Source organism: Cystobacter fuscus (genome assembly GCF_044360685.1).
Taxonomy (GTDB): Bacteria; Myxococcota; Myxococcia; order Myxococcales; family Myxococcaceae; genus Cystobacter; species Cystobacter fuscus_C.
In genome coordinates this window covers 1,417,142-1,430,465 of sequence record NZ_CP043491.1, presented here as the reverse complement: position 1 = coordinate 1,430,465, position 13,324 = coordinate 1,417,142, and the positions used below count along the sequence as shown (strand labels likewise).

Annotated in this window: 10 protein-coding genes; 6 read left to right on the top strand and 4 right to left on the bottom strand. The window is 64.9% G+C overall.

Annotated features, from left to right (window positions below):
* Positions 1-36: 36 nt before the first annotated feature.
* The 3 genes from F0U63_RS06000 to F0U63_RS05990 all read right to left on the bottom strand — a co-directional run bounded on the left by F0U63_RS06000 (position 37) and on the right by F0U63_RS05990 (position 2,023).
* Positions 37-501: a dirigent protein gene (locus tag F0U63_RS06000; RefSeq protein ID WP_395844607.1), complete on the bottom strand. Its 465-nt coding sequence runs from the start codon at positions 499-501 to the stop codon at positions 37-39.
* Positions 502-757: 256 nt separating this feature from the next.
* Positions 758-1,534: a hypothetical protein gene (locus tag F0U63_RS05995; RefSeq protein WP_395844605.1), complete on the bottom strand. Its 777-nt coding sequence runs from the start codon at positions 1,532-1,534 to the stop codon at positions 758-760.
* Positions 1,535-1,543: 9 nt separating this feature from the next.
* Positions 1,544-2,023, bottom strand: a complete 480-nt coding sequence (locus F0U63_RS05990; RefSeq protein WP_395848323.1) for a MarR family transcriptional regulator — start codon at positions 2,021-2,023, stop codon at positions 1,544-1,546.
* A 1,318-nt stretch (positions 2,024-3,341) separates the two neighbouring features.
* Between F0U63_RS05990 and F0U63_RS05985 the strand changes: the two genes are divergently transcribed.
* Together F0U63_RS05985 and F0U63_RS05980 are read left to right on the top strand one after the other, a co-directional pair.
* A complete protein-coding gene (locus tag F0U63_RS05985; protein ID WP_395844603.1) occupies positions 3,342-4,823 on the top strand; it encodes a carboxylesterase/lipase family protein in 1,482 nt (493 codons plus the stop codon).
* Positions 4,824-4,874: 51 nt separating this feature from the next.
* Positions 4,875-6,104 carry a uracil-xanthine permease family protein gene (locus F0U63_RS05980; protein WP_395844601.1) on the top strand — a complete coding sequence of 410 codons (1,230 nt, stop codon included), beginning with the start codon at positions 4,875-4,877 and terminating at the stop codon, positions 6,102-6,104.
* 24 nt (positions 6,105-6,128) lie between these two features.
* Here F0U63_RS05980 and F0U63_RS05975 read toward each other — a convergent pair whose 3' ends face one another.
* Positions 6,129-7,784: an acyl-CoA synthetase gene (locus tag F0U63_RS05975; protein ID WP_395844599.1), complete on the bottom strand. Its 1,656-nt coding sequence runs from the start codon at positions 7,782-7,784 to the stop codon at positions 6,129-6,131.
* A gap of 175 nt (positions 7,785-7,959) precedes the next feature.
* On the opposite strand from F0U63_RS05975, the gene F0U63_RS05970 reads away from it, so the two are divergent.
* The 4 genes from F0U63_RS05970 (at position 7,960) to F0U63_RS05955 (ending at position 13,145) form a co-directional block, all read left to right on the top strand.
* On the top strand, positions 7,960-8,475 hold the full coding sequence (locus tag F0U63_RS05970) for a hypothetical protein (RefSeq protein ID WP_395844597.1): 516 nt from the start codon (positions 7,960-7,962) through the stop codon (positions 8,473-8,475).
* Between the two features lie 1,494 nt (positions 8,476-9,969).
* Positions 9,970-11,082, top strand: a complete 1,113-nt coding sequence (locus F0U63_RS05965) for an S-(hydroxymethyl)glutathione dehydrogenase/class III alcohol dehydrogenase (RefSeq protein ID WP_395844595.1) — start codon at positions 9,970-9,972, stop codon at positions 11,080-11,082.
* Positions 11,083-11,084: 2 nt separating this feature from the next.
* Positions 11,085-11,930, top strand: coding sequence for an S-formylglutathione hydrolase (gene fghA / locus F0U63_RS05960; protein ID WP_395844593.1), 846 nt, complete (start codon positions 11,085-11,087; stop codon positions 11,928-11,930).
* Positions 11,931-12,107: 177 nt separating this feature from the next.
* The gene (locus F0U63_RS05955; RefSeq protein WP_395844591.1) at positions 12,108-13,145 is read left to right on the top strand and encodes a polysaccharide lyase; all 1,038 of its coding nucleotides are present in this window, start codon (positions 12,108-12,110) and stop codon (positions 13,143-13,145) included.
* Positions 13,146-13,324: the final 179 nt, after the last annotated feature.

Sequence of the window (13,324 nt, the reverse complement as noted above, 5' to 3'; positions counted from 1 at the left end):
GGGCGCCTCACCCGAGGCACAATGCCCCACGCCCCCCTACTGCTTGGGCTTCAGGAAGGTGAGGACCTGGGTGAACGTCCTGTCTCCGTTGGGAGTCGTGAGCAGCACCCCACTCGCCCCCACATAGGCGCCCGTGCCACCGATGATGGGAATCGAGGAGGGGCCGTTCTCGGCCTCCCGGCCCGCGACAGTGATGGTGCCGTCGGCCATGGTGAGCGTCCACTGGCACTCGCTGAACTGGCCGGGCAATGTCCGGATGCAGAAGCCGCTGTTGGAGCCGATGTTCTCCTTCGCCGCGTTCAACAGGGGTTGATCAAACACAAACATGTCGCCCGGCGAGTCACCCGGCGGTGCCAGGTCCACCGGCGAGGCGATCCCGCTGCGGGCATCGGCGATGGTGGTCAGCGTCCAGGACTCCTCCGCCTGGGCGTTGTCGACACAACCCAACATCGGGGCGGTCAGGGATACGACACTCACTGCCACGAACATGGCCTTGCGCATCTCGTTCTTCCTTCGGGTGTTGCCCAGTCTAGAGCAGTGCAGACTTGTAGCATAATGCCGCAGGTCTTCCACGAACTGCTTGCCAAGCATACAGCAGGCACGTCGCTCTCCCACGCATTATGTTGTCCCAGCGACAATGAGCAGCGACGAGTATCTGACGTCCATAACAGGCCTCATACGAAGCCACCGCCACCAACGCCCCCATCAGCCATTAACATGAACCGAGCAACCGATGACACAACAGAATATTACAGTTCTATGTGCGGCTCGGCGCCACGGGATTCAAATTCACAACAACCGTATTCACAACCCCAACAGGCAGCACAAACCTCTCTTGAACAAAAGCTTGTCTTTTCTGTGGTCGAGCATCCAAAACCACCAACCATGCCTCTTGACGAGACTCCATCTCCATATAAGAGGCAAGCTGACTGGGTCCCTCAAACCGTCCAGTCAAAACCTTTACTTCAATCAAATGAACAACACGAGAAAGAACAACCAACAAATCAACGTATCCAGTGCCACTTCCGACCTCTCTAAAAATGGCACCATTACCATCCAGCACGGCATACAAAAAAACTGCCAAATGCGATTGAGCTATCGACTCTGGTCGTTGACGCAACCTGCCTTTTTTCCTCGACACCCAAAAAGAGTCCACAGCTTTACTTCTCAGAGCAAGACTAAATTTCTCCAACAAGACGCGCATGCTTTTTCGCTTCAACCTTTTTACGGCACGTCTTTCAGCCTTCAGTCCTCCAGCAAAAACAGCATCAGGATCTACTTGGTCCTTTTTTTTTAGAAATTTGCGATCCAACTCACACAGGAGCACACGCCCAAATTCTTTTTTATCCTTGATCTTATTACGTTTATAAAAAACCGTTCTAAGCCTTCCAAGCAGAACTAAAAATTCGACATCCCTCACATCCCAACGTCTTGAAGCATAAAGATTCGCGATAGCGACAGCAAATTGATCGTCATCGTCCCACGATCGCCGGGAGAAATAATCTTCAACGAATCGTTGGATGGAAAATATCATCAATCACCATCACTTTTCACCACGCCCGGAGCGACTTGAAGTACCTATCCTCTTTTTCTTTTTCCTATCAGGCGTTCGCCTCTCTTTACCACTGGACTCCAAACCGAACTCGCCAGTCAAAAACCGCGAGATCCTCAAAGATTTATCCAGGGACTTTTTGTTCCACACAGTACGTCCTCCTGTACCATCACGAATCTCTAGCAACCCCTCCTCTTCAAGTGCCTTCAACGCAGCACTCACATTCTGTCTTTTCATCCCCAGGAAGGCGGCAATCTCCTGCACACCTCGGACACCATCGGTGGCCAAATAAACCTGGGCTTTTCTCTTACTATCCTTGAAAATCCGCTTCACCGTGCCAAAATGCTTTTCCTCCTCTGCCCGCAAGGCAAAAGCATTTGTCTGCTCTATCGAGTCAACTTTATGCTCGATCTTCGAGAGCCGACTCAGTATCTGCTGATCACGATCCAATTTCTCTGAAGAGCCCCCCATCAATCACGCCTCCGGCTGCGGCTCACCTTCCTTGATTTTGATTTTCCATCCTGCTTTCGGGCTTTAGACAACGCCGGCGCTACAGATGACATGGGTACACCAGTAAGCACTGAAATCTCAGTTGACGTGCACCCCAGTCTGCCGAGGGACTCTATTATTTCTTTCTGAGTTTTATCTCCCCAGACCTCCTGCAACTTCAATTTCACCAACAGAAGCAGTAGCCGTTCTACGGCCTCATCTCGATCAGCAGATTTACTCTCAGCCATACACAATCACCATCCTGGCGTTACTGCGTTCGCCTTCCTGGCTTCCGCCCCTTAACACCATCAATCTTGGAACCACCATTCTTTCGAGCTCTGAGAAGAGCCATACTGACTCCGCTCAAGCCAATACCCAAAACATCCGAAATTTCTTTCTGAGGAACCCCCAACCGATGGAGCATCTGGATCAAGTCACCGGATTCCGTTTTTTCCTGAAGCTGACACATCATCAACCCAATCAGTATATTCAAACGAACAACAACCTGTTCTTCTGAAGCTTTGTTCACTGGATGCCCCAATCAGCGCCGAGTTCGGATTTTTACATGCCTCTGCTTTTGTGCCCTTTTTTCAACACCTTTAGACTTTTCGGCACGACGCTTCAGCACCCTCAGTGAGTCCTCGCTAGTTCCAAGTACCCGAGCAGCTTCACGCCGCAACAAACCAAGCCGCTCCAGAAAATCAGCTTGAGTAGCCAAGTCATCTTCGGTCAGTCCCACCCTATGCAGAGCCAGAACAGCGCTCGCACGCCCAATAACCCCTAGCCACCGCACTGCTTCTGAATCATCTGGCTTCTCCACGACCACTCCCAAGCAGGCAAGAATTCTCCATCACAGTTCTACTCGTCACCGCGAACCATCCCACAACAGGAGGTACATCGGCACTTCCCTACACGCCATATATTGTAGAGCCAAGCTGATTCTTAGCCCTACCTGAACAAGCGGCCATGTCCTTACTGATTATCAACATTACCGAGCAGAAAAACCCAATCCCAGTGACATAGAGCACAGATCTGGCCCGTCGCTCCATCATCCATCAAAGGAGATCCGCTCAGTCACCAGACAGGTTGTCACATAAGGGACAACCGGCAGTACGCCGCAGTGTATGATATGCGACAGGGAGGAGTGTTCCAGTGACCGACGGACTAAACCGGAGAGAAAGGCCACTTTAGGCTCAACCTCACAGACTGGGCTTACCTCCGCAATAATGCTACTCGCACCCAAGCTAGTCTTATTGATGATGGGGTTAACAACGGGTGCTGATTGGGGTCTTCTAGCGGAATGACGAACCCCACCGACACGCTGATCGTCGACACGAGCAACGGCAAGCTCCGCGGCAAGCGCATGGGCGGAGTCCATGCATGGCTGAACATCCCCTACGCGGCTCCACCCGTGGGCCCCCTGCGCTTCCGCGAGCCCCAGCCCGTCCAGCCCTGGACGGGCATCCGGGACGCGACCCGGTTTGGCGCCTCCGCCCTCCAGCCGCCCCTGCTCCCCGGCCCCCTCAACACGGTGATCAGCTCCGCGAGCCAGTTCAGCGAGGACTGTCTGTACTTGAATGTCTGGTCGCCCGCGGCGGATGGACGCAAGCGCCCGGTGTGGGTGTGGATCCACGGCGGCGCCTATGACCTGGGGGGCGGCTCGCAGTACCTCGGACACGAGCTGGCGAAGCAGGGGGACATCGTCTTCGTCAGCATCAACTACCGCCTGAACGCGTTTGGCTTCCTGAACCTGGGCGGACTCTTCGAGGACGAGCGCTTCGCGCACAACGCCGGGATGCTCGATCAGGTCGCGGCGCTGCGGTGGGTGAAGGAGAACATCGAGGCGTTCGGCGGAGATCCCGGGCGCGTCACCATCGGGGGCGAGTCGGCCGGCTCCGCCTCCGTCGTGACGCTGATGGTGATGAAGGCGGCACGAGGCCTCTTCCACGGCGCCATCGCCCAGAGCGCGGGGATGAGCCTGCACGCGGATTGGAACAGCAGCCTGGACATCGCCCAGGAGTTCGCCAGCCAGTTGGGCGTGGGCCGCGACAACCGGGACCAGCTCTGGAGTCTCCCCGCGCCCCTGCTCTCGCGGGCCATGGAGCGCACCAAGAAGACGCGCCCGGAGGGACTCGCGACCCGTCCCTACTTCGATGGCCAGGTGCTGCCCTCGTCCCTCGAGGAGGCCCGGGCCATCCGGACCCCGGACATCCCCCTGTTGATCGGCACCAACCTGGACGAGCACCGCTTCTTCACCGTGCTCCGCCTGCCCATCATGCCCTTGAAGCGTCCGCGCCTCGCCAACCTGCTGACGCGCCAGTTGGGAGCGGAGCGGACCGACAAGCTCCTCGCGCTCTACCCCGACACGGACCGCGGCCTGACGGACCTGGGCAGCCACACCATCTTCACCATGCCCAGCATCCACTTCTCCGAGCAGCATGCCCAGCACGCGCCCACCTGGCGCTACCGCCTGGACTATCCCTCCCCCTTCCTCAAGCTGGGGGCGATGCACGCGCTGGACCTGTTCCTGCTCTTCCCCTTCCCGCCCCGGCTGACCCGGCTGCTGCTCGGCAAGCCGACGCCGGAGCTGGAGGCGCTCGCCCAGCGCATGAAGCGGCATTGGCTGCGCTTCGTGCGCGAGGGGCGCCCCGAGGAGGGCTGGCCCGCGTACGACCTGGAGAAGCGAAAAACCCTCCTGCTGAACCTGAAGGACGAGCTGGTGGAGGATCCCGAGGGCGCGCGGCGCCGGGCCTGGGCGGAGCGCGACGTGATGCCGAGCTGACCGGAGTCCAGGAGGTGGCGAAACGGGCCCGGTGAGCTAAGCCGGAGATCCATGCCCCCTCTGCCGCTCCAGAAGAAGGTCGTCCTGGGCCTCCAGCACACCATCGCCATGTTCGGCGCCACCGTGCTGGTCCCCCTGCTCACGGGCCTCAATCCGAGCGTCGCCCTGTTCGGCGCCGGGCTCGGCACGCTGCTCTTCCATGCCCTCACGGGCCTGGGCGTGCCCATCTTCCTGGGCAGCAGCTTCGCCTTCATCGCCCCCATCCTCGCGGTGATGAAGGCCGAGGGCCCCGCCGCCGTGGGAGGCGGCCTCGTCGCCGCGGGCGCCATGTACGTCGTCTTCTCCGCCGCGGTGAAGGCCGTGGGCGTGGGCCGCGTCCAGAAGGTGTTCCCCCCCATCGTCACCGGCCCCGTCATCATCGTCATCGGCCTGAGCCTCGCCGGAGTCGCCATCAACCAGGCCCAGAGCCACTGGGGACTGGCGCTCGTCACGCTGCTGGCCGCCATCCTCACCAGCGTCTTCGCCCGGGGCCTCTTCAAGATGATCCCCATCCTCATCGGCGTGCTCACCGGCTACGGGACGGCGCTGGTGCTCGGCGGCGTGGAGCCCACGCGGCTCGCCGCCATCCGCGACGCCGCCTGGGTGGGTCTACCCCCCTTCCATGCTCCCCACTTCTCGTGGACGGCCATCTTCGTGCTCGCCCCGGTGGCGCTCGTCACCTTCATCGAGCACATCGGCGACGTCATCGTGAACGGCCGCGTGGTGGGCAAGAACTTCCTCGAGTCGCCCGGCCTGCCCCGCACGCTGTTCGCCGATGGCATCGCCAACATGGCGTCCGCCGCGCTCGGAGGGCCCGCCGCCACCACCTACGCGGAGAACACGGGCGTGCTCGCCGTCACGCGCGTCTACGACCCGGCCGTCATCCGCATCGCCGCCGTCTTCGCCATGCTCTTCGGCCTGTCGCCCAAGCTGGCCGCCGTGTTCCAGAGCTTCCCCCCAGGCGTGCTGGGCGGCGTGAGCATCCTGCTCTTCGGGATGATCGCCTCGGTGGGCATCCGCACCCTGTCCGAGGCACGCATCGACTTCGCCCACAGCCGCAACCTCATCGTGGTGAGCCTCATCCTCGTGCTGGGCCTGGGGGGCGCCAAGATACCGGTGACGCTCGGCGAGGTGCACCTGGAGCTGCACGGCATGGCGCTGGCCGCGCTCGTGGGCCTGCTCGCCAACGCGCTGCTCCCCGAGTCCCTCAACCGCGAGGAGCACGACCCGCACTCCACTTGAGTGCGGGCCGGCGCATGGGCCCTCTCAGTCCTTCGCGGGAGGCCGGTTGAGGGCCAGGGCCCTCAGCTCGTTGCGGCGGATCTTCCCGCTCACCGTCTTGGGCAGCTCGGTGACGAATTCAATCTCGCGCGGGTACTTGTAGGGCGCCGTCGTGCGCTTGACGTGCTCCTGCAGCTCGCTCGCGAGCGCCTCCGAGCCCGTGAACCCCCGCGCGAGCACCACGTAGGCCTTGAGGCGCTGCCCGAGGCGCTCGTCCGGCACGCCCACCACGGCCGACTCCACCACGGCCGCGTGCTCCAGCAGCGCCGACTCCACCTCGAAGGGCCCCACGCGATAGCCCGATGTCTTGACGACGTCGTCGCGCCGGCCCACGAACCAGAAGTAGCCGTCCGCGTCCTTCACCGCCCGGTCGCCCGTCACGTACCAGTCGCCGCGGAACGCCGTCTGGTTGGCCGCATCGTCCTCGAGGTAGCCGTCGAAGAGCCCCACGGGCCGCTCCGGCTTCACCCGCACCGCGATGTCACCCTCCTGCCCCGAGGGCACCTCCTGGCCTGCATCGTCGATGACCGACACGACGAAGCCCGGCGTGGGCTTGCCCATGGAGCCCGCGCGCGGCTCCAGGCAGGAGAACATGCCCACCACCACCACCGACTCCGTCTGGCCATAGCCCTCGCGGATGGTCAGCCCCGTGGCCTGCTTCCAGGTGTCGATGACCTCGGGGTTGAGCGGCTCGCCCGCGCTCGCCACGTGCCGCAGCGCGGACAGGTCATACGCGGACAGGTCCTTCTGCACGAGAGCCCGCCACGCCGTGGGCGGCGCGCAGAACGTCGTCACCCGCTGCCGCTCGAGCATCCGCAGGAAGCGCTCCGGCTCGAAGCGGCCCCGGAAGTCGTACACCACGTTGCACGCGCCCTGGCTCCACGGGCCGAAGAGCTTGCCCCAGGCGCACTTGGCCCACCCCGTGTCCGACAGCGTCAGGTGCCGGTCCTCCGGCGTCAGATCCAACCAGTAGCGGCCCGTCACCTCGTGACCCAGCCCATAGCTGGCCTGCGTGTGCTGCACCCGCTTGGGCATGCCCGTGGTGCCCGACGTGAAATAGAGCAGCATCGGATCATCCGCCCGCGTGCGCTCGAAGGCGTCGCCGGACGCGTCCTCCGGCGCCGCCGCGGACGCGTACGCCACCCAGGGCGAGGGCGCCGGCCCCACCGACACCCAGTGCCTCACGGCGCCCGTGCCCGCGAGCCCCTCGAACCGGTCCAGGCAGCTCGCGTCCGCGATGACGCCGTGGGCGCCCGCGGCCTCCAGCCGGTAGCGCACGTCCTTGGGGGTGAGCATGGGGGTGCCCGGCATGAAGACGATGCCCGCGCGGATGCACCCGAGCACCAGGAACCACCACTCCGGCACCCGCGGCATCATCACGAAGACGCGATCGCCCTTGCGCAGGCCCAGGCCCGTCAGGAAGCGCGCCGCGTGCAGCGAGCGCCGCCGCACCTCGCTCCAGGTGAAGCTCCGCTCCGCCCCCCCCTCGTCGCTCCATTGCAGCGCCACGGCCTCGGGGCGCTCACGGGCCCACCGGTCGGTGACATCCCCGGCGAAGTTGAAGAATTCCGGGCGGTTCCACCGGAAGCCACGCCAGGTGGCTTCGTAGTCGGTCATGTTACGAGGGGGTGACAAGGCCATGGAACGCTCCAATCGAAAGGCGGCGTGTGAACCCGGCCGCCACGCCTGTCCCCACACAATATTCATGGGTTGGCGCCCTGGTGGAAGCGGTTGGCGGCCGCAGGAAAGCAGTCATACCCCCAGTCAAGGCAATCAGTGGACTCCCACGACACCGCTCCGTTGACGGGAGACCTCCATGAACGCGAACGCGATTGCGCTGACTCCAACCACCCCCCACCGGTCGTTTGGCGTCTACGCCCGGGTGCTCGCCACGCAGATCCTCTATGTGGCACCGCTGCTGTGGCTGCTCGAGCTGGCCCAGAACCAGGCCTGGAAGGCCGTGAACGGGACCTACGGCTGGCTGTACCCGGACTCCCCCTACGGCTGGTTCTCGTTCGGGAGCATGGTGCTGTGGGTGGGCTCGGTGTTCCTGATGTGGACGATGCACTACTACTGGTTCCACCCCCGGCAGATGAAGGCCTGGTCGCGAGTCTGCATCGGCTCGGTGGTGTGCTGGGTGGGAGAGTGGGTCGGCGGCTTCATGGCCGTGGCGCTCACCGGCAAGCACCTGCATGTCTGGCCCGGCGCGGCGCTCGTGTACGTGAGCGTCCCGGCCATCTTCTTCTGGGTGAGCAACGTCATCGTCTACCACCTGCTCACCGTGCACGTGGTCGACCTGACGCCGCGCTACGACGTGCCGGCGGACGAGTGAGGTAGGGCGCGGGGCGGTACCACGTCCCGCGCTCGAGGATGTTCCCGCAGGTCAGGTTCCACACCGCGTCCATCCTGGCGCGGTAAGGCTCGCCCGCTTCGATCTCCGCCTCGCTCCTCGAGGCGTCGAGCACGAGCGGGCTCCGGCCCTCCACTCCCGGCGGGCACACCCGTTCCCAGGCTGGCGAGACCCACGAGGGCTCGGCGAGCACGGTTCACGGCATGGTCCCCACGCGGACGGTGGACGTGGTGGTCCAGGTGGTGGACGCGAGCGTGCCGTTCCAGTCCACCTCGGACCCGCTCACGGTATCGCCCCACGGGCCCCATCAGGGGCTCGCCCGCCAGCGTCCCCGCTCCTGGGGAGAGCCGCGTCAGGCGTCCACGCCGGGCGAAGGCGTACGAGTGCTCGGGACGCGGAGCACCGGCTCCTGTCCCTCCCTTCACCCGTACCGTCGCCAGGGCCCCTCCAGAGGGGAGGAGCCCCCACCCACCTGCATGGGCGGGCCCTCGCCTTCCGGGAGCACCCCCGGAAACGAGCCGTTGGGCTCGGCCTCCCCCTCCCTCGGGGGAAGGCACACGACTCCCTCGAGCGCACGGCACCCCGTGGCCCGAGTCACCGCACTCCCCTTCGAACGAGCGTCTCCCGCTGCCGACGAGCAGCTCACCTCGCGGTGCGAGCGAGGCTCCGGGCAATGGAGGGAGCTGGGGAGGGCGGCGCAACGCATCAAGTCCCCGCGAGGCGCTGAGCGCCCCCCGCGCGAGGACAGGGTCGGGCGGCACGACAGCCGCTCCTCGAGAGTCGCCACTCGTCAGCGACAACGCCGCGACGAAGGACCTTGGTGACACGCTCTCCCTGCCGCGGACGACTCCGGGCATGCTCACCTGCCCGCGGCGGACTGTTCGCTCCACTCGCATGACTCCGGCAACCGCCTCACGGAGCCCATGCGCGTCATTCCCTCTCGAGGAGGGGAGCACCTGGTGTACCCACGGGTGCTCGGTTCTTCTGGCCAGCGCCGGAGACGACTCCTCCGGGCGGGGAGCGGACAGCGGGAGCCCCGGCTTCACCGCGGGGGGCGGTGCAACCTCCGGGCGGACCGCGAGGCCCACCAGGAGCACTCCCCGGACACGGGCGGAGCGCTGGGGTGACACGGTCTTCCGCGCGGGAGCGGGGGGCCTGGGGGCCGGACCGTGCGTGTGCGGGATGTTCTCCTCCAGATAGAAGGAGAGCGCGTCGAGCGAGGAGTCCACCCTCGCGCAACCGGAAGCCAACAGGGAAAGACACAACGAGGCCACGAGGAGCCGCGTCCCGCCGGGCCCCGTGCTTCGCCGTCCGCTGTTGACTTCACCTCTCATGCGTACCGCCTGTGTTACCGCGCCGCGCGGCAAGCGCAATTCTTCGGCCGATGAAGAAGATCTCTGGCGGAGGCCGCGGGCCCCTCCGTTACGCTCCGCCACGTCGCGCTACACCCCTCCCCCCACCCACGAGGCATCACCCATGGACATCAAGGCCGCCATCGCGTTCGAACCCGGCAAGCCCCTGCGCATCGAGACGGTGCATCTCGAAGGACCCAAGGCGGGCGAGGTGCTCATCGAGCTCAAGGCGACGGGCATCTGCCACACCGACGCGTACACGCTGTCCGGCAAGGATCCCGAGGGCCTGTTTCCCAGCATCCTCGGCCACGAGGGCGCGGGCATCGTGGTGGACGTGGGCCCGGGCGTCACCTCTTTGAAGAAGGGGGACCACGTCATCCCGCTCTACACGCCCGAGTGCCGCCAGTGTAAGTCGTGCCTGTCGCGCAAGACGAACCTGTGCACGGCCATCCGCGCCACCCAGGGCAAGGGGCTCATGCCGGATGGCACCAGCCGCTTCCGGCTCGGCAAGGAGCCCATCCACCACTACATGGGCACGTCCACGTTCGCGCAGTACACGGTGCTGCCGGAGATCGCCGTGGCGAAGATCCGCGAGGACGCGCCCTTCGACAAGGTCTGCTACATCGGCTGCGGGGTGACCACGGGCGTGGGCGCCGTCGTCTACACGGCCAAGGTGGAGGCGGGCGCGCGCGTGGTCGTCTTCGGCCTGGGCGGCATCGGGCTCAACGTGGTGCAGGCGTGCCGCATGGTGGGCGCGGATCAGATCGTCGGCGTGGACCTGAACCCCGGCCGGCGCGCCATGGCGGAGAAGTTCGGCCTCACGCACTTCGTCAACCCGGCGGACGTGCCCGCGGGCGAGCTGGTGCCCTACCTCGTCAACCTCACCGGTGGCGGCGCCGACTACAGCTTCGAGTGCATCGGCAACGTGAACACCATGCGCCAGGCGCTCGAGTGCTGCCACCGCGGCTGGGGCGAGAGCATCATCATCGGCGTGGCCGCCGCGGGGCAGGAGATCAGCACCCGGCCCTTCCAGCTCGTCACCGGACGCGTGTGGAAGGGCAGCGCGTTCGGCGGCGCCCGCGGCCGCACCGACGTGCCCCGCATCGTCGACTGGTACATGGAGAAGAAGATCAACGTGGATGACCTGGTCACCCACACCCTGCCCCTGGAGCGCATCAACGAGGGCTTCGACCTGATGCACAAGGGCGAGTCCATCCGCACGGTGGTGAAGTACTAGCCATGGACGCGCTCAAACCCCACGCCGAGAACCGCTGCTTCGGCGGCACCGTCGGCGTCTACAAGCACACGTCCCAGGAGTGCGGCGGTGAGATGCGCTTCACCGTCTACCTTCCGCCCCAGGCCCAGGCCGGCAAGGTGCCCGTCCTCTATTACCTCTCCGGCCTCACGTGCACCGAGGACACCTTCCTCATCAAGGGCGGTGCGCAGCGGCTCGCCGCCGAGCTGGGGTTGATGCTGGTGGTGCCCGACACCAGCCCGCGCCAGACCGGCATTCCCAAGGAGGACGCCGACTGGGAGGTGGGCACCGCCGCCGGCTTCTACCTGGATGCCACCCAGGCGCCCTGGGCCTCGCGCTTCCGCATGTACAGCTATGTCACCCGGGAGCTGCCCGAGCTGGTGGGCAAGCACTTCCCCGCCCGGATGGACCGCGAGGGCATCTTCGGCCACTCCATGGGAGGCCATGGCGCGCTCGTCTGCGCGCTGCGCCAGCCGGGCCGCTACCGCTCCGTGTCCGCCTTCGCCCCCATCAGCGCGCCCATGCGCTGCCCGTGGGGACAGAAGGCCTTTGGCACCTACCTCGGGCCAGACACCGAGGCGTGGCGCGCCTGGGATGCCACGGAATTGCTGCGCGGCGGGGCTCGGATTCCTTCATTGCTCGTGGATCAGGGCACGCAGGACAAGTTCCTCGCGGAGCAGCTCAAGCCCGAATTGTTGCGCGCCGCTTGCGAGCAGGCAGGGCAGCCCCTGACACTCCGCTCCCAGGACGGGTATGACCACGGTTATTACTTCGTTTCCACCTTCATGGCGGACCACCTGCGGCACCACGCCGCGGCGCTAAACGCCTGAAACCTTTCAGCTCAATGATTGCTCACCCCGAGGGCCCTCACACCAGCCCTCGGGGGGCTCCTTCCTGGGCAGGCGAGCCAGCCTCGATTTCCCAAGGGGGGATGACGGGGGGACGTCATCGGGAAGTTAAAAAGCAAGTCACTTGTCCCTTTTGTCCCAACGACGAAAGGACACAGATTGAAGCGACTGCTGAACATTGCCGCCCTCGCGCTGCTGGTGCCCACCCTGGCCTCGGCCTCCGTCGTATGGAAGGGCGACCTCGAAACCGGAAATCTCTCTCAGTGGGACGCTGAGCAGAGTGTGTCCTCGAACCGCCTGATGGTGGTGACCTCGCCGGTGCGAGAGGGTCGTTACGCGTTGAAGACCACCGTGCGCCAGGGGGACAACCCCATCAAGGCGAGCGGCAACCGCAACGAGGTGGTCTATCTGAGCCGCGAGACCTCGGGCTCTGAGTACTTCTACAAGTGGAGCTCGCTCTTCCCCTCCAGCTTCCCGAGCTCGCCCAGGTGGGCGCTGTTCACCCAGTGGCACCAGGAAGGGCACAGCGGCTCCCCCCCGCTCGAGCTCTACGTGGTCAATGACCGGCTCAACCTGCGGGTGGGTGGCAGCAGCGGCAAGGTCGTCTGGACGACCCCCCTGCAGCGCGAGCACTGGAACGACTTCATCCTCCACGTGAAGTGGTCCTCCGACAAGAAGGTCGGCTTCATCGAGCTGTACCACGATGGCAAGGTGGTGCTGCCCAAGACGTACATGGCCACGCAGTTCGGCAGCCAGCGCAACTACCTCAAGATGGGTCTGTACCGGGACGCGTCCATCAAGCCGGAGGGCGTCGTCTACCATGACGGTTTCGTGCAGAGCACGGCCCTGGAAGACGTGCTGCCCGCCGTGGCCACCCAGGAGCCCCAGGCGCCCTCCCCGGAGCAGCCGATCGACACCGCGCCCGACATGGACGATCCGACCAGCGGCCCGCCCGATGAGGCGGCCCATGATGGTGCCATCACCCAGGGCCCCTCGGACAACTCCCCGGGAACCTCCGGCCTGGTGCCTGGCTCGCCCAACGCCTACGAGGACGGCCTGCAGCCCCAGAGCTGCGGCGGTGCCTCGGCCACCGGCGGCACGCCCCTGCTCATCGTCGGCATGTTGAGCCTGCTCGTCATGGCCAGCCGCCGCCGCAAGACGGCGCACGCGCTCGCGCGCCGCTCCTCCCAGCGCTAGGAATCACGCGAGGACCCTCCTCGTGCGCCACCGCACCCCCGGGCCCCACGGCTTCGGGGGTGCGCGCGCGAGGGCTCCCTCTTGACGCGGGAGAGCGTGCACCTTGCACTCTCCGTACGGGTCGGATGGCCGGAGCCCTCCCCTTCAAGTCCAGTGATGGCGCACGCTGAACAAAGGGG

What these genes read in the sequence shown, in the direction of transcription:
- F0U63_RS06000 (WP_395844607.1), bottom strand. Translation starts at nt 501, where the DNA reads ATGCGCAAGGCCATGTTCGTGGCAGTGAGTGTCGTATCCCTGACCGCC.
- F0U63_RS05995 (WP_395844605.1), bottom strand. Translation starts at nt 1,534, where the DNA reads ATGATATTTTCCATCCAACGATTCGTTGAAGATTATTTCTCCCGGCGA.
- F0U63_RS05990 (WP_395848323.1), bottom strand. Translation starts at nt 2,023, where the DNA reads ATGGGGGGCTCTTCAGAGAAATTGGATCGTGATCAGCAGATACTGAGT.
- F0U63_RS05985 (WP_395844603.1), top strand. Translation starts at nt 3,342, where the DNA reads ATGACGAACCCCACCGACACGCTGATCGTCGACACGAGCAACGGCAAG.
- F0U63_RS05980 (WP_395844601.1), top strand. Translation starts at nt 4,875, where the DNA reads ATGCCCCCTCTGCCGCTCCAGAAGAAGGTCGTCCTGGGCCTCCAGCAC.
- F0U63_RS05975 (WP_395844599.1), bottom strand. Translation starts at nt 7,784, where the DNA reads ATGGCCTTGTCACCCCCTCGTAACATGACCGACTACGAAGCCACCTGG.
- F0U63_RS05970 (WP_395844597.1), top strand. Translation starts at nt 7,960, where the DNA reads ATGAACGCGAACGCGATTGCGCTGACTCCAACCACCCCCCACCGGTCG.
- F0U63_RS05965 (WP_395844595.1), top strand. Translation starts at nt 9,970, where the DNA reads ATGGACATCAAGGCCGCCATCGCGTTCGAACCCGGCAAGCCCCTGCGC.
- fghA (WP_395844593.1), top strand. Translation starts at nt 11,085, where the DNA reads ATGGACGCGCTCAAACCCCACGCCGAGAACCGCTGCTTCGGCGGCACC.